Raw genomic sequence first — 20,795 nt, 5'->3', positions numbered from 1 at the left:
TTACTGGTCCGGACTGTCGATGGTCAGCTGCTGCAGAGCAGTGGTGGTGCTGGCCAAGGGTTGGCTGCGGCCGATCCACTCGCCAGCGGTTGGAAGACCTGCCCGGGATATGCGCGCAACCAGTTGGACTTCGGGGAAGTTGGACAGTTTCAACTGCGGCATCATCGCGTCCGCATCGCCCAGTTCGACGGTGATCGGCAGGTCGGCGACGGTGACGCGCTTGGCAGCCAACGGCGCCGGCGGGCCACTGACGGCGCGAGCAAAAATGAACACGGTGTCGGTTGGCAGGGCTTTGGCTTTCACCTCGGCCGCCAGGTCCACGCGGACTTTCATCCCGGTTTTCTGCGCGACGGTACCGCCGCTTTCCTTGAGTTTCTCCGCTGCCCGATCAATACCGCCTTGCAACGCCGCACGGGAATTGTCTTGCGGTGGCAGTTGCGCCAATAGACGATTCCAGTAGTCGATTGCCTCTTGATAACGCTGGCCTTCAAAGGCCGCGATCCCGAGCAGGCCAAGGCTGGTGACTTCCTTCGGGTCGAGCTTCAAGGCTTCGTCCGTCAGCGCCTGGACCTTGGGCGACCACTGTTTGTTGTCGGCGAAGTACTGCGCCTGGGCCCACTGGCCGAGCAGTTCCGGCTGGCGCCCGGCCAAGGCCACGGTGCGCTCGAAGACCTTCGCGGCATCGGCGGCGCGATCCTGGGCCATGTAGGCGCGACCGAGGAAGTACAGGCCTTCCGGCGAGTCCGGCTGGGCAGCGGCGGCGCGTTCCAGGCGGCGGGTCATGTCTTCCATGGACACCGGCGGCTGGGAGAATTCGCGGGTCAGCTCGACCTTGTCGCTGGCGCCATAATGCAGGTACAGCGCAACGCCGAGGACAGGTACCAAAAATGCCGCCAACAATGGCAGCGGCTTGCCCAGGCGCGATTCACGCGGTTTTTCCACGCCTTCGGTGTCGGCCAGCAACTCGCGGGCGGCTTCGGCGCGGCCGGTGTCGAGTTGCGCGGCGTTGAGCACGCCTTCGTCCTGCTGCACCTGCAGCTCGGCGACGCGTTCCTGGTACAGCGCCACGTTCAGCGCGGTGCGATCCTCTTCACGTTGGGCGCGGCGGCCGCGCAGTACCGGAATCAACAGAAAACTCAGGGCAATCAGAAGCAGCAAGCCGGCTGCGAGCCAGAAATCAATCATCAGTCTTGGTGTCCAGCAATTGGTCGAGACGTTTACGCTCATCAGGGGACAGCGCATCGGAGCCATCGGTCGGCGCAGCGCGGCGGCGGCGCACGATCACGGCCATCACCACCACGCCAGCCAGCAGCAGCCCGGCGGGGCCGAACCACAGCAACGCGGTCTTGCCGGTAAGGGCCGGTTTGTAGCGCACGAAATCACCGTAGCGGTCGACCATGAAGTCGATGATCTGCTGGTTGTCCTTGCCCTCCCCCAGCATGCGGAAGATCTCCTTGCGCAAGTCGGCGGCGATCGGTGCGTTGGAGTCGGCGATGTCCTGGTTCTGGCACTTGGGGCAGCGCAGTTCCTTGGTCAGCTCGCGAAAACGTTCGCGGTCACCGTCCTTGGCGAATTCGTAAGTATCGATGGCCGCGTGGGCCACGCCGGCCAAGCCCAGCGCCAGGACGGCAGCCGCTAACAGGCGCTTCATGGCTTGGCCTCATCGACCAGCGCCTGGTACTTGGCGGCGAGTTGTTCACGCCAGACCACCTCGTCGATCACACCGACGTACTTGTCGCGGATCACGCCCTTGGCATCGATGAAAAAGGTTTCCGGAGCGCCGTACACGCCAAGGTTCAAACCGAGGTTGCCGTCTTCATCGCGGATATCCAGCTGGTACGGGTTGTGAAACTCCCCCAGCCACTTCAAGGCCGCCGCATTGTCGTCCTTGTAGTTGATGCCGTAGATCACCACGCCTTTCTCGGCCAGCTTGTTCAGCACCGGGTGTTCGACACGGCACGAGATGCACCAGGTACCCCACACGTTGACCAGCGCCGGTTTGCCCAGCAGGTCAGCCTGGGTCAGGGTCTTGTCGCCCTGCACCGTCGGCAGGCTGAAGGCCGGGAACTGTTTGCCGATCATCGCCGAGGGCAGCTCGGCCGGGTCCAGGTACAAGCCGCGATACAGGAACACGGCCACCACCAGGAAAGCCGCCAGCGGTAAAACCATCAACCAACGCTTCATGCCGCCGCTCCCTGCAGACCGAGGGCTTCACGCACCCGGCTCTTGACCTTGACCCGATAACGCCGATCCAACGCGGCCAGCAACCCACCAAAACCGGTGAGCAAACCGCCGAACCAGATCCAGCGTACAAATGGTTTCACGTGCACACGCACCGCCCAGGCGCCATCACCCAGCGGTTCACCCAACGCCACGTAGAGATCGCGGGTGAAACCGGCGTCGATACCGGCTTCGGTCATCATCGAACTCTGCACGGTGTACAGGCGTTTTTCCGGGTGCAGCACCGCCACTTCCTTGCCGTTACGGACGACGCGCACCGTGCCTTTGTCCGACGTGAAGTTCGGCCCTTCGAAGTGCTTGGCGCCTTCGAAGATGAAGTGGTAACCGGCGAGGTCCATGGACTCGCCCGGCGCCAGGCGCAGGTCGCGCTCGGCGCTGTTCTGGCTGGACAGCACCACGCCGAGCGCGCACACGGCGATGCCGATGTGCGCGACCTGCATGCCCCAGTAGCTGCGGGTCAATGTCGGCAAGCCTTTGATCAAGCCTTTGTGGCGGGTCTTGTCGACGATGTCACGCGCACCGGCGAGCAATACCCAGGCGGCGAGCAGGAAGGTCGCAAGTACCGCCCAGTTGAAGTCGCCGTAGGCAATACCGGCGATCACTGCCAGGGCCACACTGCCGAGCAGTACCGGCATCAGCATGCCCGCCAGCCATTTCACCGGAGTGTCTTTCCAGCGCACCAGCACGCCGACGGCCATCACCACCATCAACAGGCCCATCAACGGAATGAACAACGCGTTGAAGTACGGCGGGCCCACGGACAACTTGGCACCGCTCAACGCGTCCAGCACCAGCGGATACAAGGTGCCGAGCAGGATCATCGACGCGGCCACCACCAGTACCAGGTTATTGCCCAGCAGCAGGGTTTCGCGCGACCACAGGTTGAAGCCGACCTGGCTCTTGACCACCGGGGCACGCAACGCAAACAGCGTCAGCGAGCCGCCGACCACGAACAGCAGGAAGATCAGGATGAATACGCCGCGCTCAGGGTCGGACGCAAACGCGTGCACCGACGTCAGCACGCCCGAACGCACGAGGAAAGTGCCAAGCAGGCTGAGGGAAAATGCCGCGATGGCCAGCAGTACGGTCCAGCTCTTGAACACGCCGCGTTTTTCGGTGACCGCCAGCGAGTGAATCAGCGCGGTGCCGACCAGCCATGGCATGAACGAGGCGTTTTCCACCGGGTCCCAGAACCACCAGCCGCCCCAGCCGAGCTCGTAGTAGGCCCACCATGAGCCCAGGGTGATGCCAATCCCGAGGAAGGCCCAGGCGACGATGGTCCACGGCCGCGACCAGCGCGCCCAGGCGGCATCGAGGCGCCCACCGAGCAAGGCGGCGATGGCGAACGCGAAGGCCACCGAAAACCCCACGTACCCCATGTAGAGCATCGGCGGGTGCACGATCAGGCCAATGTCCTGCAGCAGTGGGTTGAGGTCATGCCCGTCCACCGGGATCTGCGGCAGGATGCGGCTGAATGGGTTGGACGTCATGATCAGGAACAGCAGGAAGCCGATGCTGATCATGCCCATTACTGCCAGTACGCGCGCCAGCATGACTTGCGGCAGTTGGCGCGAGAACACCGACACCGCGAAGGTCCAGCCGCCGAGGATCAGCGCCCACAACAGCAAGGAGCCTTCGTGGGCACCCCACACGGCGCTGAACTTGTAGTACCAAGGCAGCGCGCTGTTGGAGTTGTTCGCCACATAGGCGACGGAAAAGTCGTCGGTCATGAACGCATAGGTCAGGCAACCGAACGCGAACAGCAAAAAGGCAAACTGCCCCCAGGCCGCCGGTTGCGCCAGGCTCATCCACAGGCGGTCGCCGCGCCAGGCGCCGAGCAATGGCACCACGGCCTGGACGATGGCAAAGCACAGGGCGAGGATCATCGCCAGTTGGCCCAGCTCCGGAATAAACAGTGCGGACGTCATCACTTAGCCCTCCTTGGCGGGGGTTGGCGCGGGTTGACCGCTGTCCTTGAGGGCCTTGGTGACCTCGGGCGGCATGTATTTCTCATCGTGCTTGGCCAGCACTTCATCGGCCACCACCACGCCCTCGGCGTTGAGCTTGCCCAGGGCGACGATGCCTTGGCCTTCGCGGAACAGGTCCGGGAGGATGCCACGGTAGGTGATGGTCACGGCCTTGTTGAAGTCGGTGACCACGAAGGTCACGTCGAGGGAATCTCCGGAACGCTTGAGCGAGCCCTTCTCCACCATGCCGCCGGCGCGAATGCGCGTGTCCACCGGCGCTTCGCCATTGGCGATCTGGGTCGGGGTATAGAACAGGTTGATGTTCTGCTGCAGGGCGCTCAGGGCCAGGGTCACGGCAATGCCGACGCCGGCCAGGATGGCAAGGATGATCAACAGACGCTTTCTACGCAGCGGATTCACTTTTCGGTCTCCCGGCGCAGACGACGCGCCTCTTGTTGCAGGTAACGCTTGCGGGCCAGGATCGGCGCGGCCACGTTGAGGGCCAGCACCGCCAGGCAGATGCCATAGGCCGTCCAGACATACAGGCCGTGATGGCCCATGGCGAGAAAATCACTGAAAGATGCAAAGCTCATCCACGCGCTCCCAGGCTGGTTTGCACTTCGGCCTTGACCCAACTGGTGCGGGCTTCACGCTTGAGCACTTCAAGGCGCATGCGCAGCAACAGCACGGCGCCGAAGAAACAGTAGAACCCCAGCACCATCAGCAGCAGCGGCGCCCACATCTCCACCGGCATGGCCGGTTTTTCGGAGAGGGTGAAGGTGGCGCCCTGGTGCAGGGTGTTCCACCACTCCACCGAGTACTTGATGATCGGGATGTTGATCACGCCGACAATCGCCAGCACCGCGCAGGCCTTGGCGGCGCTGTCACGATTGCTGATCGCGTTGCCCAGGGCAATCAGACCGAAGTACAGGAACAGCAGGATCAACATCGACGTTAGTCGCGCATCCCACACCCACCACGAGCCCCAGGTGGGTTTGCCCCAGATCGCGCCGGTCACCAGCGCCACGGCGGTCATCCACGCGCCGATGGGCGCGGCGCATTGCAGGGCCACATCCGCAAGTTTCATCTTCCACACCAGGCCGACGACGCCGCACACGGCCAGCATCACGTAGCAGGACTGGGCGAGCATCGCGGCGGGCACGTGGATATAAATGATGCGAAAGCTGTTGCCTTGCTGGTAGTCCGGCGGCGCGAAGGCCAGGCCCCAGACCAGGCCGATGCCGATCAGCAATACGGCGAAGACGCTCAACCACGGCAGCAGCTTGCCGCTGATGCCGTAGAACCATTTGGGCGAGCCGAGCTTGTGAAACCAGGTCCAGTTCATTGCTGTTTCCATCACGGTGGCCTCCCGTCATTGCGGGAGGCTCAGGGTCTTTACTGGCCACGGTTAAAACGCTTGGCCAGACCTCATTATTCGCCGACGCTGATCTTCAGGCCAGCCGCTATAGCAAAGGGTGTCAGGGTTACCGCCAGGGCGGTCAGGCTGCCAAGCCACAGGAGGTAACCGGTCGCCGGCATGCCCATGAGCGCGGCCTGCAAGGCGCCGCTGCCGAGGATCAACACCGGGATGTACAAAGGCAGAATCAACAGGGCGAGCAACAGGCCACCCCGTTTCAAACCGACGGTCAACGCTGCACCCACGGCCCCCAACAGGCTGAGTACCGGCGTGCCGAGCAACAGGCTCAGGAGCAGGATCGGCAGGCACTCGGTGGGCAACCCGAGCATCATCGCCAGCAGCGGCGAGAGCAAGACTAGCGCCAAGCCGGAAAAAGCCCAGTGTGCCAGTACCTTCGCCAGTACCAGAAGTGGCAGGGGGTGCGACGAAAGGACCCACTGTTCGAGGGAACCGTCTTCGAAATCACTGCGAAACAGCCCGTCCAGCGAGAGCAGGACCGACAATAGCGCTGCCACCCACACCAGTCCCGGGGACAAGGTTTGCAACAGTTTAGTCTCGGGGCCGACCGCCAGCGGGAACAAGGCGATCACGATGGCAAAGAACACCAACGGGTTGGCCAACTCCGCCGGGCGACGACACAACAGCCGCGCTTCGCGGGCGACCAGCAGGGCAAACACGCTCATGCCGACCACCGGCCCAGGTCCAGGTCGCGGTAACCGGCGGGCATGCGCGTGAGGTTATGGTGGGTGGTGAGTACGACCAGGCCGCCCTGCTCGCAATGTCGCGCCAGGTGCTCTTCCAACTGGGCGACGCCTTGTTTGTCGAGGGCGGTGAAGGGTTCGTCGAGAATCCACAGCGGCGGGCCGGGCAGATACAGGCGCGCCAGGGCCACGCGGCGCTGCTGGCCGGCGGACAGGGTGTGGCAGGGAACGTCTTCAAAGCCCTTGAGGCCGACAGCGGCCAGGGCCTGCCAGATGGCGTCGCGCGCGGCCGGATGATGCAAGGCGCTGAGCCAGCTGAGGTTTTCTTCAGGCGTCAGCACATCCTTGATGCCGGCGGCGTGGCCGATCCAGACAAGGTTGCGGGCAAGCTCGGTGCGCTGTTCATTGAGGGGTTTGCCGTTGAGGCGTACAACGCCGGCCGTCGGCTGCATCAACCCGGCCAGCAGGCGCAGCAGACTGGTCTTGCCGCTGCCGTTGGGGCCGCTGATCTGCACCATGTCGCCGCCCGTCAGCCGCAGTTCGAGGTGTTCGAACAGCAGGCGCAGGTCGCGTTCACAGGCAAGCGCTACGGCTTCAAGAAGAGGGCTGGTCAAGAGATCGCGGGCCTTTACGGTTCAAGTCGGCGGTGCAGCGGCCGTTAAAGAGAAATGCACAATAACGGCTTTGGCGACCGATTTTAGAGAGCTGGATCAAATAGTTGTGAGGTTTTTACCGCTCTCTTTGCAGACGGGCGGCATTATACATGTGATGCCCTACTCTAAAGAGGGCAATTTCCCCAGAGACGACGCGCGCGATGACCGGTGAGATCAACCTTCCTACGCTAGCACCTGCTCCGGCAACCGGGCCTGCCCTGGCGCCCGCGACCGGTGAGTTGCTGAAACTGCTGGAGCCGCAGATCGGCCTGATCGACCCCGGGAAAACCGCGAATGCCGAGGTCATCGCCCTGAAACAAGGCGGTGAAGCCTTTCAGCTGTTGCTCAAGCTGACCCTCGAGGGTGGCCGCCAGACCCTGGTCCAGGCGAGCAGCGCGCAGCCCTTGCCGCTGGGCAGTAACGTGGCCGTCAGCCAGACGCCCGCCGGCAACCTCACGCTCAGCCTGCAGCAGGCCTTGAGCGCGAACGTGGCCGCGCTGACGCGCATCGACACCACGCAAATGCCGGTGGGCACGCTGTTACAAGCCAAGGTGCTGACCACCCAGATGCTGCCCCAGGGCCCCACGCAACCGGCCATCTACCGTTCGCTGGTGACCGTGCTCAATAACGCCCTGGTCGGGGCCACCCTGACCGTGGAAAGCCCGCAACCCTTGCGCGTGGGCAGCTTGCTCAGCGCCGTGGTGCAGAACGCACAGACCTTGAATTTTGTGCCGTTGAGCGGGCTCAAGGATCAATTGGCGGTGACCCAGCAACTCGCCACCCAGCAAAGTCGCCAGGGCTCGCTGGATGCGGTCTTCACTGCGCTCCAGAACCTGCCACGTGGCGACAGCACCTCCGCTGACCTGCGTGCCGCAGCCGAGCGGTTACTGGCGGCCTTGCCGGACCTGGCGCAGGTCAGCAACCCCAAGGTGCTGGCCCAGGTGATTCAGAACAGCGGCGCCTTCCTCGAAGCCAAGCTGCTCGCCGGGCAAAACCCGCAGATCCCGCCGCTGGACATGAAGGGCGCCCTGCTGCGCCTGGTCGCGGATCTGCTGCCCGCCCTCCCCGCCAGCACCAATATGAATGCCATCCTCGCCGCCAATACGCTGGCCCAGGTGTTGCCGAACTTCGTGCGCAGCCCATTGAACACCCTCGGCCAGGTCAGCGCCCGGCAGACACCCGCAGGCTTCCCGCTGCCCGAGCGGCTGATGGCCAAACTGGAAGGCGAAGGCGACCTGGAAAACCTGCTGCGCCTCGCCGCCGGGGCGATCTCGCGATTGCAGAGCCACCAGTTGTCGAGCCTGGAACAGACCGGCACCACCGCCGATGGCCGCCTGCAAACCACCTGGCAACTGGAAATCCCGATGCGCACCTTGCAGGACATCGTGCCGCTGCAGGTCAAGTTCCAGCGCGAAGAGCCGGCGCCGGACAAGGACCAGCCCGAGCGCAAAGACAAGAAAGATCCCAAGCAGATGCTCTGGCGCGTCGAGCTGGCCTTCGATATGGAGCCACTGGGGCCGTTGCAGGTGCAGGCGCAATTGACCCAGGGCAAGCTGTCCAGCCAGTTATGGGCAACCCGGCCGTTTACCGCCAGCCTGATTGAAAGCCACTTGGGCAACCTGCGCGAGCGCCTGGTGACGTCGGGCATCAACGTCGGCGACCTCGATTGTCACCTTGGCACTCCGCCGCGCGGGCCGAAAACCGGACTGGAACAACGCTGGGTGGATGAGACCGCATGAAAAACCCGACACCACCGCGTCAGGCGATTGCCCTCAAATACGACGGCCAACAAGCCCCGACCCTGACCGCCAAGGGCGACGACGCCCTCGCCGAGGCGATCCTGAAGTTGGCGCGGGAAAACGAAGTCCCGATCTATGAAAACGCCGAGCTGGTGAAGCTGCTGGCGAGGATGGAATTGGGCGACAGCATTCCCGAGGAGTTGTACCGCACCATTGCCGAAATCATCGCGTTCGCCTGGACCTTGAAGGGCAAGTTCCCCGTGGGCTATGACCCCAACGCCCAGCCGGCGGAACGCGATGTGACCGCACGCGGCGAAGACTACTAACGACTCGCCCCCTCCCCCACTCAGCTCTCTATTGTCAGTTCAGGACTTCACTCAGCGGGATGAAATTGACGCTGTCGCCCACCTCCAGCGTGGTGCCTTCCCGCACTTCCACAAAGCCTTCCGCCCAGGCCGCGCTGCGCAGCACGCCGGAGCTCTGGTTGCGGTAGATGATCGCCTTGCCCTGCTCGATGCGCCCGCGCAAATACTCGCGACGGTTGCCCGGCTTGGGCCAGGTGAAGCCCACCGGCACTTCGAAACGCAGTGGTTCCACGTCTTGCACGCCCTGGCGGCGCAACAGGTAAGGCCGCGCCAACAGGGCAAAGGTCACCAGGGTCGACGCCGGGTTGCCAGGCAGGCCGATCACCGGCACGCCACGGAAGTGCCCGAAGGTCAGCGGCTTGCCCGGCTTGATCGCGAGCTTCCACAAGGCCAGCTCGCCCTCTTCGCGCAGGGCGATGCCGAGGAAGTCCGCCTCGCCCACCGATACGCCGCCGGTGGACAGGATCAGGTCAACCGCGCCCAGGCTCGCCAGGCAGGTGCGAGTCTGCTCGAGGTCATCCGGCAGGATGCCGGCATCGATCACTTCACAGCCCATGCGCTCAAGCCAACTGCACAGCACACGGCGGTTGCTGTTGTAGATCTGTCCAGGCCCCAACGGCAAACCGGGCTCGATCAGCTCATCACCGGTGGACAGCACGGCCACGCGCACACGGCGGATCACGTCAAGACGAGCGTGCCCCAGCGAAGCGGCGAGACCCAACTCGATCGGGCCCAGGCGCGTGCCGGCGCTCAAGACCATTTCGCCGACGGTGGTTTCCTGACCTTGGGGGCGGATGTTCTGGTCGACCTGCAAGGGCTCGGTAAAGCTCACGCGCTCATCGGCGTGGACCACCGCATTTTCCTGCATCTCCACGCAGTCCGCGCCTGGCGGCACCGGTGCACCGGTGAAGATGCGCGCGCAGGTGCCAGTGGCCAGGGGCTGCGGCGCGTTGCCGGCGAAGATGCGTTGGCTGACCACCAGCGGCTCGCCGGTCCAGTCCGCCAGGCGCAAGGCGTAGCCGTCCATGGCACTGTTGGGCCACGGCGGCAGGTCGAGGGTGGAGATCAGATCCTGCGCCAGGACGCGGCCATCGCACTCGGCAAGGAGCAACGATTCCTGCTCACGAATCGGCGCGGCGGCGGCCATGTCGAGCAATTGCTGGAGCGCGTCTTCCACCGGCATCAGGGCGCCGGTCTTGCCAGGCTTACCCACGGGATTCACAGGGTTCAGCCTGTTTGAGGTGGGGTACGAAGTTGCACGGGCGATGGCGGTTATCCAGCTGTTCGGCGAGGATGCCGTCCCAACCGGTGCGCACAGCGTTGGTGGAACCCGGCAGGCAGCACACCAGCGTGCCGTTGGCCAGGCCAGCCAAGGCACGGGATTGCACGGTGGAGGTGCCGATATCGGCCACGGAAATCTGGCGGAACAATTCGCCGAAACCGTCGACCTGCTTGTCCAAGAGGCAACTGACGGCTTCCGGGGTGCTGTCGCGGCCGGTAAAACCGGTGCCGCCGGTGATCAGCACCACTTGCACCACATCTTCGGCGATCCAGTGCGCGACCTGGGCGCGGATTTTGTACAGGTCGTCCTTGAGCAGCACGCGCTCGGCCAAGGCGTGGCCGGCGGCGGTCAGGCGGTCGACGAACACCTGGCCCGAGGTGTCGGTGTCCAGGGTGCGGGTGTCGCTGACGGTCAATACAGCGATATTCAGGGGTACGAAGGGCGCATCAGCCTTGGCTTTCATGGCTCGGTCCGGTTGTCGAAGGAACAGCCCGATGTTATATCACAGGGCCCTCTTTACCTGCCGCAGCGGAACCGCCATGTCTCTCGATTCTTCGCCCCTGCCCTGTTCGATCCTGTTACTGGCCGGTGGCCGTGGCCAACGCATGGGTGGCCAGGACAAAGGCCTGCTGGCGTGGCGCGGCGCGCCGTTGATTGCACATCTGCAACGCCTGACCCGGCCATTGACCGACGACTTGATCATCTCCTGCAACCGCAATCAGGACCGCTACGCCCACTACGCCGACTACCTGGTGAGCGACGACAGCCCGGACTTCCCCGGCCCGCTCGCCGGCATCCGCGCAGGGCTGGCAGCCGCGCGCCATACACACCTGTTGGTATTGCCGTGTGACGTGCCAAACCTCGACGCGCAATTACTGAGCGCCCTGCGTGACACCGCGCAATGCCATCCGCAGGTGCCCGTGATGGTGCGTCATGGCGAATTCTGGGAACCCTTGATCTGCATCATCCCCACCCACCTGCGAACCGAGGTAGAACAGGCGTGGCACGCCGGTGAGCGCAGCCCGCGCAAGATCTTCCTGCAACTGGGGGGCGTGGGCCTGGAATGCCCGGCGGATGATCCACGCTTGGCCAACCTGAATACGCCAGAGCTGTTGCACCCAAGGACTGACGTGTCAGAATGAACTTTCGCACAAGGAACTTTGGCGGCGTCTCACACGTCACAAGGTCAGCATTTAAAAAGTATTCTCTCGGAGACACACTCATGACTCAACGGACCATCGCCGCTCTCATGCTTGCACTGGGCCTCGCCACTCTCGCCGGTTGCGCCTCGCCAACAGTGATCACCCTGAATGACGGTCGCGAAATCCAGGCCGTCGACACCCCTAAATTCGACAAGGCTTCGGGCTTCTACGAGTTCGAGCAGTTGGACGGCAAACAGACCCGTATCAACAAGGACCAGGTCCGTACCGTTAAGGACCTGTAAGCCTCAAACGCTTGCCACAAGGCCCGCCTCGCGCGGGCCTTGTCGTTTCCGGGGGGTTACCAGTCGAGGGTGATGCGGCTGTTGAAGTGGCGTGCTTCGCCGGTGACCGGGTCAATGAAGCGCACGCCCTGGGCCAGTAGCTTCAACGGGTTGGCGTAGTCGTCCACCGCATCCTTGATCACCTCGGGGTAGAACGGGTCGTTGCAGATACTCGCGCCCAGTGCGGTCATGTGCACGCGCAACTGGTGCTTCTTGCCGGTCACCGGAAACAGACCGTAGCGCCATAGATCGGCATTTTTCTCACGCACTTCCACGGCCGTTTCAGTGTTGCTGGCGCCGGCGCCTTCCTGCATGCGAAAAAATGGTTCGCCCTCCACCAGGCGGCTTTTGTGCACCAGGGGGAACGTCAACGCGGGCAGTGCCGGGGCGATGGCCTCGTAGAATTTATCGATACGTCGCGTGGGAAAGAGCTGCTGATAAGCCGAGCGGCTGGCCGGATTGGCCGAGAACAGCACCAGCCCCGCCGTATGCCGGTCGATGCGATGCAGCGGCACCAGCGCGGGGTTGTCGAGGCGGCGAATCAAGCGGCGCAGCAGCGTTTGCTCGACGTACTCACCGGCCGGGGTCACCGGCAGGAAATGCGGTTTATCGGCGACCACCAGGTGTTCGTCGGCGTACAGGATGGTTTCCTGCACCGGGATGACCTTTTCGTTCGGCACTTCGCGAAAGTAATAGATGCACAGGCCTTCCTTGTAGGCCAGGTCCAGGCGGATCGGGCTGCCGTTGATGTCCAGCACGCGGCCACGGGCGATGCGGTCCAGCCAGTGTTCGCGGCTGATGGCCGGGAAGTGTTCGCACAGGCAATCCAGCACCGTCGCCCAGGGGCCCGGTGGCAGGTACAAGGTGCTGGCTTGATGCTGGGAGGCGGAGAAACCGGTAGAGGACATGAAATGCTCGAAGCCTGGAAAAACACGCAGGCATTATCCCGCATGCAGCGGGATTGAGCCTAGGGCGGATCTCAGGCCTTGACCAACTCGGCACGCAGGATCGGCGAAGCACTCGCGGCCTCGGTGAACTCCTTGAGCCAGCGCAGCACGTCCACCGCTTCCCAGCGGCCCGGATCATACAGCGCGTACAGCAAGCCCTGGTAACCCACCACGTCCAGCTGCTTGTGGTAACCGGCGCGCTGGAACAAGGCCTCGATCTCGGCGAAGCAGGTATTGAAATGCACTTTGTTAAACGGCGTCTTGCCTTCCGTGACCAGGCCGTCCAGGCGCAGCTCGTTCACCGCGTTGCGCACGACGTCGGCGGACATGCGATTGACGCTGCTTTTCAGTTGTTCAACATTCACCACGGGCGTTCCCTCTATTCAATCGCTGTACAAACATACAGTAACGCAATATTTGGAAACCTGCCATCGCAGAAACCTCAACGAAGGAAGGCCACGACCTGTTGTGTGTCGAATGGCCAATCCAGTTCCGCCCCGGTGTCGACCCGGCGAAGCACCGGAATTCGCAGGCCGTAGGCCTCGGTCAGGTCGACGGGGTCGGTGATATCCACCAACTCCACCAGCAGCCCGTGTTCGACGAGCGGCATGATTTCGGCTTCGGCGAACTCACACAGGTGGCAACCCAGGGTGCCGAACAATTGGCATTCAGGCAGCATGACGAATAGACCCTGTCAGAAGTAGGTGATCATTCTAAGCGCACCCAATACCTGTGGCGAGCGGGCTTGCCCCGCGTTGGGCTGCGCAGCGGCCCCAGTAAGGCCTCCACGCTCATCCAGACACAACTGGGGCGATACGTTTCGGGGCCGCTGCGCGCCCAACGCGGGGCAAGCCCGCTCACCACAGGAAGCCAGATCACCAACAATAAGCCCGCTCACCACAACAGCCCTCGCTTGCCACTTGAAATCCAATCGGCCACAGAAACACCTGACCCAGGTCAGCATGGCCTATAACTGATTCAGCGATTCTCGCGGCTTTTTGTCCGCCACCTGCAACGGAGATGCGTGTGTTTGCCAACCTGCTGATCATTCTGGCCTCATCCCTGGTGGTGATTGCGCTGTTTCGCCGCCTGCAATTGCCGCCGGTGCTGGGCTACCTGTGTGTGGGCCTGGCCGTGGGGCCCACTGCGCTGGATTGGGTCAACGACAGCGAAGAGCTGCCCGACCTCGCCGAATTGGGGGTGGTGTTCCTGCTGTTTTCCCTGGGCCTGGAATTTTCCCTGACCAAGATGCTCGCCCTGCGCCGCGTGGTGTTTGGCCTGGGCAGCTTGCAGGTGCTGGGCTGCGGGGCGCTGCTGGGTGGTTTGTTGATGGTCCTGGGGGTGGCGCCGGGCATTGCGCTGTTGCTCGGTGCCGGGCTAGCGTTGTCGTCCACCGCTATCGTCAGCAAGGAACTGACCAGCCTCGGGGAAATCTTCAGCAGCCACGGCCAGAACGCGATTGGTGTGCTGCTGTTCCAGGACGTGGTGGCGGTGTTGCTGCTGACCCTGGTGCCGGTGTTTGCCGGCAGCAGCGAGCAAGCCTGGTACTGGGCGCTGCCGCTGACCCTGGGCAAGACCGTGGTGCTGTTCGTCGGCCTGCTGTTTGCCAGCCGCTGGCTCTTGCCGCGCCTGTTTCATGAGGTGGCCGCGTCCCATTCGGCCGAGCTGTTTGTGCTGCTGGCACTGGTGATCGTGCTGCTCACCGCCTGGCTCACGCACCTGTTGGGGCTGTCCCCGGCCCTCGGTGCGTTTCTCGCCGGGATGCTGCTGGGCGAAAGTCATTACCGCCATCAGATCGAAGCGGATATCCGCCCGTTTCGCGACATTTTACTCGGGCTGTTTTTTGTCAGCATCGGCATGCTGATCGACCTGCAACTGTTCGTCAGCCATAGCCTGCTGATCCTCGGTTTCACCCTCACACTCATGCTGGTCAAGGCGTGCGTGGTCGCCGCCCTGGTCAAATGGCGCGGCAGTGACGGTGAGACCGCCTGGCGCAGCGGCCTGGCCCTGGCCCAGGGCGGCGAGTTCTGTTTTGCATTGATGGCGCAGATGCAGCAGAGCCGATTGATCCCGGATGAATTCAACGGCCTGCTGCTCGCCGCCACGTTCTGCTCGATGCTGCTTACCCCGCTGCTGTTGCGCGCCGCGCCGGCCCTCGCGCTGCGCCTGCACCGCAAGCCCAACCAGCAAGTGCAACTGGAGGCGATCACCGCCCTCAACGCCCAATTGCGCGGGCACGCAGTGATCTGTGGCTATGGCCGGGTCGGGCAATCCATCGGGCGGTTCCTGCGGCACGAACAGCAAGCCTTTATCGCCCTGGATGACGACCCGGAACGCGTACAGGAAGCGGCCACCGAAGACAGCAGCGTGCACTATGGCGACTGTCGGCGTGGCGCCCTGCTCAGCGCAGTCGGCCTGGAGCGCGCACGCCTGGTGGTGATTGCGGTGGACAACAGCGATGTGGCCCTGGTGGTGCTCAAAGAGGCAAGGCGGATCAACCCCTACGTGCCGATCCTGGTGCGCACCCGCGATGACAGCCAGTTGGCCGAATTGAAAGCCGCGGGCGCCAGCGAGGTGGTGCCCGAGCTATTGGAGTCGAGCCTGATGCTCGCCTCCCACGCCCTGGTGATGCTCGGCTTGCCCGACCAACAGGTACAGGCGCGGGTCGACGAGGTCCGGCACAACCGCTATCGCCTGCTGCACGGGTTTTACTCGCAGGCGCCCAGCGATGACGCGGCGCCGATCAATCCTGACTGACCGCGCCGATCTTGTGGATCGACAGGTCGGCGCCGTAATACTCCTCTTCCTGGCTCAGGCGCAGCCCGTGCAGGCGCTTGATCACGCCGTACACCAACAGGCCGCCGCCCAGCGCGACCACGACGCCGAGGGCGGTGCCGATCAACTGGCTGATCAGGCTCACGCCGCCCAGCCCACCCAGTGCGGTCTGCCCGAAGATGCCACAGGCAATGCCGCCCCACACGCCGCACAGGCCGTGCAACGGCCACACACCCAGTACGTCATCGATCTTCCAGCGGTCCTGGGCCGCAATGAAGCACCACACAAACAGGCCACCGGCGACGACACCGGTGACGAGCGCGCCCACCGGGTGCATCAGGTCGGAGCCGGCACAGATCGCCACCAACCCGGCCAGCGGGCCGTTGTGCAGGAAACCTGGGTCATTGCGACCGATCACCAGCGCGGCCACGGTGCCGCCGACCATGGCCATCAGCGAGTTGACCGCCACCAGGCCACTGACGCCATTGAGGGTTTGCGCGCTCATCACGTTGAAGCCGAACCAGCCGACGATCAGGATCCAGGAGCCCAACGCCAGGAACGGAATGCTCGACGGTGCAAACGCCACCAGCCGCCCGTCACGATAACGGCCGTTACGCGGGCCCAGCAGCAACACCGCCGCCAGCGCCAGCCAGCCGCCCATGGCGTGCACCACCACGGAACCGGCGAAGTCATGGAAGCTGGCGCCGAAGGTCGCCAGCAGCCAGGCCTGCAAGCCGAAATTGCCGTTCCAGACCATGCCTTCGAAAAACGGGTAGATGAACGCGACGATCAGCGCGGTGGCGCACAGTTGCGGAACAAACCGTGCGCGTTCGGCGATGCCACCGGAGATGATCGCCGGGATCGCCGCGGCGAAGGTCAGCAGGAAGAAGAACTTCACCAGGCCATAGCCGTGGTCGGCACTGATTACCGCCGCCGGTTGCATGAAGCTCACACCGTAGGAGATCCAATAGCCTATAAAGAAATAGGCCAGGGTCGAGATGGCGAAGTCGCTGAGGATCTTCGACAAGGCGTTGACCTGGTTCTTCTGGCGCACGGTGCCGACTTCCAGGAACGCGAAGCCGGCGTGCATGGCCAGGACCATGACCGCACCGATCAGGATGAACAGGGTGTTGGAACTGTGGACAAGGGTATCCACCGCGCTTTGCAAATTTTCCATGGAGGTGGGCAGGCCTGCATTAAAGGCAAAAAGCACCAAAGCGGTTCAAGCCAGGGTTTCGCGCACTAAATTGGCACCACCGGTCCCACCCCTCTTCAGAGGGCATGAACCGCTTTAGCGCAGCGATTAACACAACAGGCCGTTGCCGACAGGGTTTTTCCGCGGGTTTGAGTGATTTAGGGTAAGGTTTTTCAAGGCATTGGCCTCAGGCCGCCCAGATTCAGCGCAGGCCCCGGGGCGTGCGCACCAAGGCAAAGCAAAAGCTGTACCACACAATTGAACTGAACCTTCACCGATGCCGGTGACTCGAAAACACACGTACCGATCAGCCAATCACGGAGATAACCATGGCCAGAAGAACTGCAAAGACTGCTCAAGAAATACTGATGGCGGATTTCCAAACCCTGGTCAGTGACACCGAACGGTTGCTGGACGACACCAAGGTCCTGGCCGGCGACCAGGCCGATGAGCTGCGCAGCAAGATTCACGAGAGCCTGCTCAAGGCCCGTGAAACCCTGCAACTGACCGAAGAGTCCCTGCGCGAACGCGGCCAGGCGGCGGTCACGGCCACCGAGGATTACGTCCAGGCCAACCCATGGCAGTCCGTCGGTATCGCTGCCGGTGTGGGCTTCTTGATCGGTCTGCTGGCTACAAGGCGCTAAATCATGTCTATCGGCGAAAGCAGCTCGTCCACGGGCACAACCTCTCGACGTCTGGGCGCGGCCGTGCTGGGCTTGCTGCACAGCCATGTCGAACTGTTTGGCATCGAATTGCAGGAGCAGAAGGCGCGCACTGTCAGCCTGCTGCTGTTTGCCGGCCTGGCGCTGGTGTTTGCCCTGCTGTTGCTGGTGGGGCTGTCGACATTGGTGATGATCCTCGTGTGGGATACCGGTTACCGCCTCACCGGGATCATCTGCCTGTGCGTCTTCTACAGCCTCGCCGCCGCCTTCTGCGGGGTGCGCTTGAAAGCGGCAGTGTTCGATGAGTCCACGCCCTTCCACGCCACCCTCGAAGAGTTGGCCAATGATCGGGAGCGCCTGCTGCCATGAGCTCGAATGAAATCCAGCAAACCTCGCGCCGGGAAATGCGCAAGGCGTTGATTCGCCTGCGCATGGAGATGCACCGCCAGGAGATCCGCCATGAGTCCCAGCAACTGATGGTGCCTCTGAACAAGGTGCGCAACATGGGCCAGAGCTTCCAGGGCGGGTTGGGCATCAAGCACGCGCCGCTGTGGGGCGTGGCCGCCGTCACGCTGATGGGCTTCTTTACCGGCAAAGGCGCCAAGGGCGGCGGGATCAGCAGCCTGACGCGCCTGGTGCGCCTCGGTGCCGGCCTGATCCCGCTGATCAAATTGGCCATGCAGGGCAGTTCGCGCAAAAGCTGAGCCAGCTGGCTGCATTCTTGCTAACAGAAACGGCCCGGTCCTCGTTTTCGAGGGCCGGGCCTTTTTTCGGCAACGCATCTAAGGAGGCCCCGTGATCGACGGGCAACCGCTCGCCTGCTTCCAACCGTTCATCGACACCGCCACGGGCCGTATCGCCGGCGTCGAAGCCCTCGGCCGCCTGCGCCAGGCGGATGGGCGCTTGCAGTCCGTCGGCCCGCTGTTTGCCGATCCGCGTACGCCGGGTGTGGGCTTGCGCCGCCTCGACCGGCAGATTCGCGACAATGCGCTGAGCCGTTTGCATGAGGCCCCCGAAGACTGGTTCTTGAGCCTGAACATCTCGCCGCGCTGGATCAACCGCCTGCGCCCGGGCCAGGCCCTGCCGAGCCTGAGGCAGATCCACCAGCATGGCGTCGACCCACAGCGCATCGTGTTCGAGATCACTGAGCTGGGTGGCGATATCCAGCGCCTGGCCCAGGTGGTGGCGCGCTATCGCGAGGCGGGCGCGCGCATCGCCATCGACGACTTTGGTGCCGGCTATTCCCAGCTCGACCGGGTGCTGGCGTTGCAGCCGGATATTCTCAAGCTCGACATGCGTCTGTTCCAGGAAGCTGCCAAGGGTGGGCCGAGCAGTGAAGTGGTGCGCGCATTGGCGCAGATGGCGGAAAAAACCGGCTGCTGGATCATTGCCGAAGGCGTGGAAACCGAAGCCCAGTTGAATTTCGCCCTGGAGTGCGGTTCGCGCTATGTGCAGGGCTACCTGTTCGCGCAGGCGCAGTTGGACTGGTTTGCCACCGATGCCTTCGTGGCGCATTTTGCGCAGCTGCGCGCGGCGTATGTGCAACAGAAACTCGCGGAACGCGGGCGCGTCATGCAACTGCGCCAGCAATTGGCCGAGCTGATGAAGATCCTGCAGGCCTGGGCCCAGGGTCAGGCACCGCTGAGCGAGCTGCCGCAACTGCCGGACTTTCCCTGGCTGTTGCGTTTTTATCAGTGCGACCGCCATGGCACCCAGCTGACACCGAACTTCGAGTGGCGCCAGGACGCCTGGCAAGCCGACAGCCGCTACCTGGGCCATAACTGGTCCTGGCGCCCGTATTTTTATCACCTGCTGGCCGAAGGCTGGGAAGAACGCCGCCTGACCTTGTCCTCGACCTACCGCGATGCCACCACCAACCAGTATTGCCTCACCGCCGGACAATTCTTCGATAACGGTCAGCGCTTGCTGTTAATCGATATCGACGCGGCCGGGTTGTAGATTTTCGCTTGCCCAGGCCTCGCTGAACCGGGAAGCTGGGAGGGACATTCACCGTACGGAGAGTACCCGCCTTGGATTGGCCCACCCTGCTTACCCGCGAACGTCTTGGAAAGCCCCTGCACAGCCCGGAAGAATTGGGCCGCAGCCCGTTTCACAAAGACCACGACCGAATTATTTTTTCCGGCGCGTTTCGCCGCCTCGGTCGCAAGACCCAGGTTCACCCGGTGTCCAGCAACGACCACATCCACACGCGCCTGACCCATTCCCTGGAAGTCAGCTGCGTGGGTCGCTCCCTCGGCATGCGCGTCGGTGAAACCCTGCGCAGCGCCCTGCCCGACTGGTGTGATCCGAGCGACCTGGGCATGGTCGTGCAATCGGCCTGCCTGGCCCATGACATCGGCAACCCGCCGTTCGGGCATTCCGGCGAAGACGCCATCCGCCACTGGTTCCAGCAAGCTGCCGGACGCGGCTGGCTGGATGACATGAGCACCGCCGAGCGCAATGACTTCCTTAATTTCGAGGGCAACGCCCAAGGCTTTCGTGTGCTCACCCAGCTTGAATACCACCAGTTCGATGGCGGTACGCGGCTGACCTACGCGACCCTGGGCACCTACCTCAAATACCCCTGGACCGCCCGCCACGCCGACTCCCTGGGCTACAAGAAGCACAAGTTCGGCTGCTACCAGAGCGAACTGCCGATCCTCGAACAGATCGCCCACAAGCTCGGCCTGCCGCAGCTCGAAGAACAGCGCTGGGCGCGTCACCCGCTGGTTTACCTGATGGAAGCGGCGGACGACATCTGCTACGCCTTGATCGACCTGGAAGACGGCCTGGAAATGGAGTTGCTGGAATACGCCGAGGTTGAGTCGCTGCTGCTCGACCTGGTGGGCGACGACCTGCCGCAGACCTATCGGCAACTGGGCTCCCAGGACTCGCGTCGGCGCAAGCTGGCGATTCTGCGCGGCAAGGCTATCGAGCATTTGACCAATGCCGCGGCGCGGGCCTTCGTCGAACAGCAGGACGCCCTGTTGGCCGGCACTTTGCCCGGCGACCTGGTCGAGCACATGCACGGCCCGGCCAAGCGTTGCGTACTGGATGCCAAGGACATGGCGCGCAAGAAAATCTTCCAGGACAAGCGCAAGACCCTGCATGAGATCGGCGCCTACACCACTCTGGAAATTCTCCTGAACGCCTTTTGCGGCGCAGCCCTGGAGCAGCATGGCGGGCGGACGCCGTCCTTCAAGAACCGCCGCATTCTCGACCTGCTGGGCAACAACGCACCGAACCCTGCTTGGCCGTTGCACGCTTCGTTCCTGCGCATGATCGACTTTATCGCCGGCATGACCGACAGCTATGCCACCGAAATGGCGCGGGAGATGACGGGACGCTCCAGCCCCCAATAACCCCGC

25 protein-coding genes are annotated in these 20,795 nt (G+C 63.4%); 10 read left to right on the top strand and 15 right to left on the bottom strand.

From position 1 onward, the window contains the following. From ccmI to ccmA, 9 genes are all read right to left on the bottom strand, one after another. Window positions 1–1,185: a c-type cytochrome biogenesis protein CcmI gene (gene ccmI / locus JFU04_RS08135; RefSeq protein WP_065901639.1), complete on the bottom strand. Its 1,185-nt coding sequence runs from the start codon at window positions 1,183–1,185 to the stop codon at window positions 1–3. Beyond that, complete coding sequence (locus tag JFU04_RS08130; RefSeq protein ID WP_053255191.1) at window positions 1,178–1,651, bottom strand: cytochrome c-type biogenesis protein; 474 nt, start codon at window positions 1,649–1,651, stop codon at window positions 1,178–1,180. Before JFU04_RS08130 ends, ccmI begins: the two co-directional genes overlap by 8 nt. Further along, a complete protein-coding gene (locus JFU04_RS08125; RefSeq protein ID WP_201143820.1) occupies window positions 1,648–2,184 on the bottom strand; it encodes a DsbE family thiol:disulfide interchange protein in 537 nt (178 codons plus the stop codon). Before JFU04_RS08125 ends, JFU04_RS08130 begins: the two co-directional genes overlap by 4 nt. Continuing rightward, window positions 2,181–4,169 carry a heme lyase CcmF/NrfE family subunit gene (locus JFU04_RS08120; protein ID WP_065901642.1) on the bottom strand — a complete coding sequence of 663 codons (1,989 nt, stop codon included), beginning with the start codon at window positions 4,167–4,169 and terminating at the stop codon, window positions 2,181–2,183. The genes JFU04_RS08125 and JFU04_RS08120 overlap by 4 nt, the downstream gene beginning before the upstream one ends. A 3-nt stretch (window positions 4,170–4,172) precedes the next feature. Beyond that, complete coding sequence (gene ccmE, locus JFU04_RS08115) at window positions 4,173–4,628, bottom strand: cytochrome c maturation protein CcmE (protein WP_065901643.1); 456 nt, start codon at window positions 4,626–4,628, stop codon at window positions 4,173–4,175. Next, window positions 4,625–4,801 carry a heme exporter protein CcmD gene (ccmD, locus tag JFU04_RS08110; protein WP_003172771.1) on the bottom strand — a complete coding sequence of 59 codons (177 nt, stop codon included), beginning with the start codon at window positions 4,799–4,801 and terminating at the stop codon, window positions 4,625–4,627. The genes ccmE and ccmD overlap by 4 nt, the downstream gene beginning before the upstream one ends. Continuing rightward, window positions 4,798–5,553 (bottom strand): heme ABC transporter permease, encoded by a 756-nt coding sequence (locus JFU04_RS08105; protein ID WP_201143819.1) that lies wholly within the window; start codon window positions 5,551–5,553, stop codon window positions 4,798–4,800. The genes ccmD and JFU04_RS08105 overlap by 4 nt, the downstream gene beginning before the upstream one ends. Before the next feature lie 86 nt (window positions 5,554–5,639). Further along, entirely contained in the window at window positions 5,640–6,308 is a 669-nt protein-coding gene (ccmB, locus tag JFU04_RS08100; protein ID WP_017734375.1) for a heme exporter protein CcmB, read from the bottom strand. Continuing rightward, on the bottom strand, window positions 6,305–6,940 hold the full coding sequence (gene ccmA / locus JFU04_RS08095) for a cytochrome c biogenesis heme-transporting ATPase CcmA (protein ID WP_065901648.1): 636 nt from the start codon (window positions 6,938–6,940) through the stop codon (window positions 6,305–6,307). Before ccmA ends, ccmB begins: the two co-directional genes overlap by 4 nt. A 200-nt stretch (window positions 6,941–7,140) precedes the next feature. On the opposite strand from ccmA, the gene fliK reads away from it, so the two are divergent. Next, complete coding sequence (fliK, locus tag JFU04_RS08090; RefSeq protein ID WP_106804721.1) at window positions 7,141–8,718, top strand: flagellar hook-length control protein FliK; 1,578 nt, start codon at window positions 7,141–7,143, stop codon at window positions 8,716–8,718. Continuing rightward, window positions 8,715–9,044, top strand: coding sequence for an EscU/YscU/HrcU family type III secretion system export apparatus switch protein (locus tag JFU04_RS08085; RefSeq protein WP_106804722.1), 330 nt, complete (start codon window positions 8,715–8,717; stop codon window positions 9,042–9,044). The genes fliK and JFU04_RS08085 overlap by 4 nt, the downstream gene beginning before the upstream one ends. 34 nt (window positions 9,045–9,078) lie before the next feature. On the opposite strand, the gene JFU04_RS08080 is transcribed toward JFU04_RS08085, so the two are convergent. Together JFU04_RS08080 and moaB are read right to left on the bottom strand one after the other, a co-directional pair. Further along, a complete protein-coding gene (locus JFU04_RS08080) occupies window positions 9,079–10,305 on the bottom strand; it encodes a molybdopterin-binding protein (protein ID WP_201143818.1) in 1,227 nt (408 codons plus the stop codon). After that, the gene (gene moaB, locus JFU04_RS08075; protein ID WP_065901653.1) at window positions 10,289–10,828 is read right to left on the bottom strand and encodes a molybdenum cofactor biosynthesis protein B; all 540 of its coding nucleotides are present in this window, start codon (window positions 10,826–10,828) and stop codon (window positions 10,289–10,291) included. Before moaB ends, JFU04_RS08080 begins: the two co-directional genes overlap by 17 nt. A gap of 76 nt (window positions 10,829–10,904) precedes the next feature. Between moaB and mobA the strand changes: the two genes are divergently transcribed. Together mobA and JFU04_RS08065 are read left to right on the top strand one after the other, a co-directional pair. Continuing rightward, window positions 10,905–11,507, top strand: a complete 603-nt coding sequence (gene mobA / locus JFU04_RS08070) for a molybdenum cofactor guanylyltransferase MobA (RefSeq protein WP_201143817.1) — start codon at window positions 10,905–10,907, stop codon at window positions 11,505–11,507. Between the two features lie 80 nt (window positions 11,508–11,587). Further along, window positions 11,588–11,809, top strand: coding sequence for a YgdI/YgdR family lipoprotein (locus JFU04_RS08065; protein ID WP_065901933.1), 222 nt, complete (start codon window positions 11,588–11,590; stop codon window positions 11,807–11,809). 56 nt (window positions 11,810–11,865) lie between these two features. On the opposite strand, the gene JFU04_RS08060 is transcribed toward JFU04_RS08065, so the two are convergent. The 3 genes from JFU04_RS08060 to JFU04_RS08050 all read right to left on the bottom strand — a co-directional run bounded on the left by JFU04_RS08060 (window position 11,866) and on the right by JFU04_RS08050 (window position 13,474). Beyond that, complete coding sequence (locus JFU04_RS08060; protein ID WP_106804725.1) at window positions 11,866–12,756, bottom strand: pseudouridine synthase; 891 nt, start codon at window positions 12,754–12,756, stop codon at window positions 11,866–11,868. A 71-nt stretch (window positions 12,757–12,827) separates the two neighbouring features. Next, on the bottom strand, window positions 12,828–13,163 hold the full coding sequence (locus JFU04_RS08055) for a transcriptional regulator (RefSeq protein ID WP_065901657.1): 336 nt from the start codon (window positions 13,161–13,163) through the stop codon (window positions 12,828–12,830). 74 nt (window positions 13,164–13,237) lie between these two features. Beyond that, window positions 13,238–13,474 carry a glutaredoxin family protein gene (locus JFU04_RS08050; protein ID WP_065901659.1) on the bottom strand — a complete coding sequence of 79 codons (237 nt, stop codon included), beginning with the start codon at window positions 13,472–13,474 and terminating at the stop codon, window positions 13,238–13,240. A 341-nt stretch (window positions 13,475–13,815) separates the two neighbouring features. On the opposite strand from JFU04_RS08050, the gene JFU04_RS08045 reads away from it, so the two are divergent. Next, window positions 13,816–15,552 carry a cation:proton antiporter gene (locus tag JFU04_RS08045; RefSeq protein WP_207200642.1) on the top strand — a complete coding sequence of 579 codons (1,737 nt, stop codon included), beginning with the start codon at window positions 13,816–13,818 and terminating at the stop codon, window positions 15,550–15,552. On the opposite strand, the gene JFU04_RS08040 is transcribed toward JFU04_RS08045, so the two are convergent. Beyond that, window positions 15,539–16,747 (bottom strand): ammonium transporter, encoded by a 1,209-nt coding sequence (locus JFU04_RS08040; protein ID WP_065901935.1) that lies wholly within the window; start codon window positions 16,745–16,747, stop codon window positions 15,539–15,541. The two genes, JFU04_RS08045 and JFU04_RS08040, sit on opposite strands and share 14 nt — an antisense overlap. A gap of 347 nt (window positions 16,748–17,094) precedes the next feature. Between JFU04_RS08040 and JFU04_RS08035 the strand changes: the two genes are divergently transcribed. The 5 genes from JFU04_RS08035 to JFU04_RS08015 all read left to right on the top strand — a co-directional run bounded on the left by JFU04_RS08035 (window position 17,095) and on the right by JFU04_RS08015 (window position 20,789). Continuing rightward, window positions 17,095–17,409: a DUF883 family protein gene (locus JFU04_RS08035; protein ID WP_065901661.1), complete on the top strand. Its 315-nt coding sequence runs from the start codon at window positions 17,095–17,097 to the stop codon at window positions 17,407–17,409. A 3-nt stretch (window positions 17,410–17,412) separates the two neighbouring features. Next, entirely contained in the window at window positions 17,413–17,796 is a 384-nt protein-coding gene (locus JFU04_RS08030) for a phage holin family protein (protein ID WP_065901663.1), read from the top strand. Next, window positions 17,793–18,131: a hypothetical protein gene (locus tag JFU04_RS08025; protein ID WP_065901665.1), complete on the top strand. Its 339-nt coding sequence runs from the start codon at window positions 17,793–17,795 to the stop codon at window positions 18,129–18,131. Before JFU04_RS08030 ends, JFU04_RS08025 begins: the two co-directional genes overlap by 4 nt. Window positions 18,132–18,222: 91 nt before the next feature. Beyond that, complete coding sequence (locus JFU04_RS08020) at window positions 18,223–19,386, top strand: EAL domain-containing protein (RefSeq protein ID WP_201143815.1); 1,164 nt, start codon at window positions 18,223–18,225, stop codon at window positions 19,384–19,386. Window positions 19,387–19,457: 71 nt separating this feature from the next. Beyond that, a complete protein-coding gene (locus JFU04_RS08015; RefSeq protein WP_065901669.1) occupies window positions 19,458–20,789 on the top strand; it encodes a deoxyguanosinetriphosphate triphosphohydrolase in 1,332 nt (443 codons plus the stop codon). The last annotated feature ends 6 nt before the right edge of the window (window positions 20,790–20,795 follow it).

Source organism: Pseudomonas sp. TH21, from assembly GCF_016651025.1.
Taxonomy (GTDB): Bacteria; Pseudomonadota; Gammaproteobacteria; order Pseudomonadales; family Pseudomonadaceae; genus Aquipseudomonas; species Aquipseudomonas aylmerensis.
This window is presented reverse-complemented; position numbering and strand designations above follow the sequence as displayed.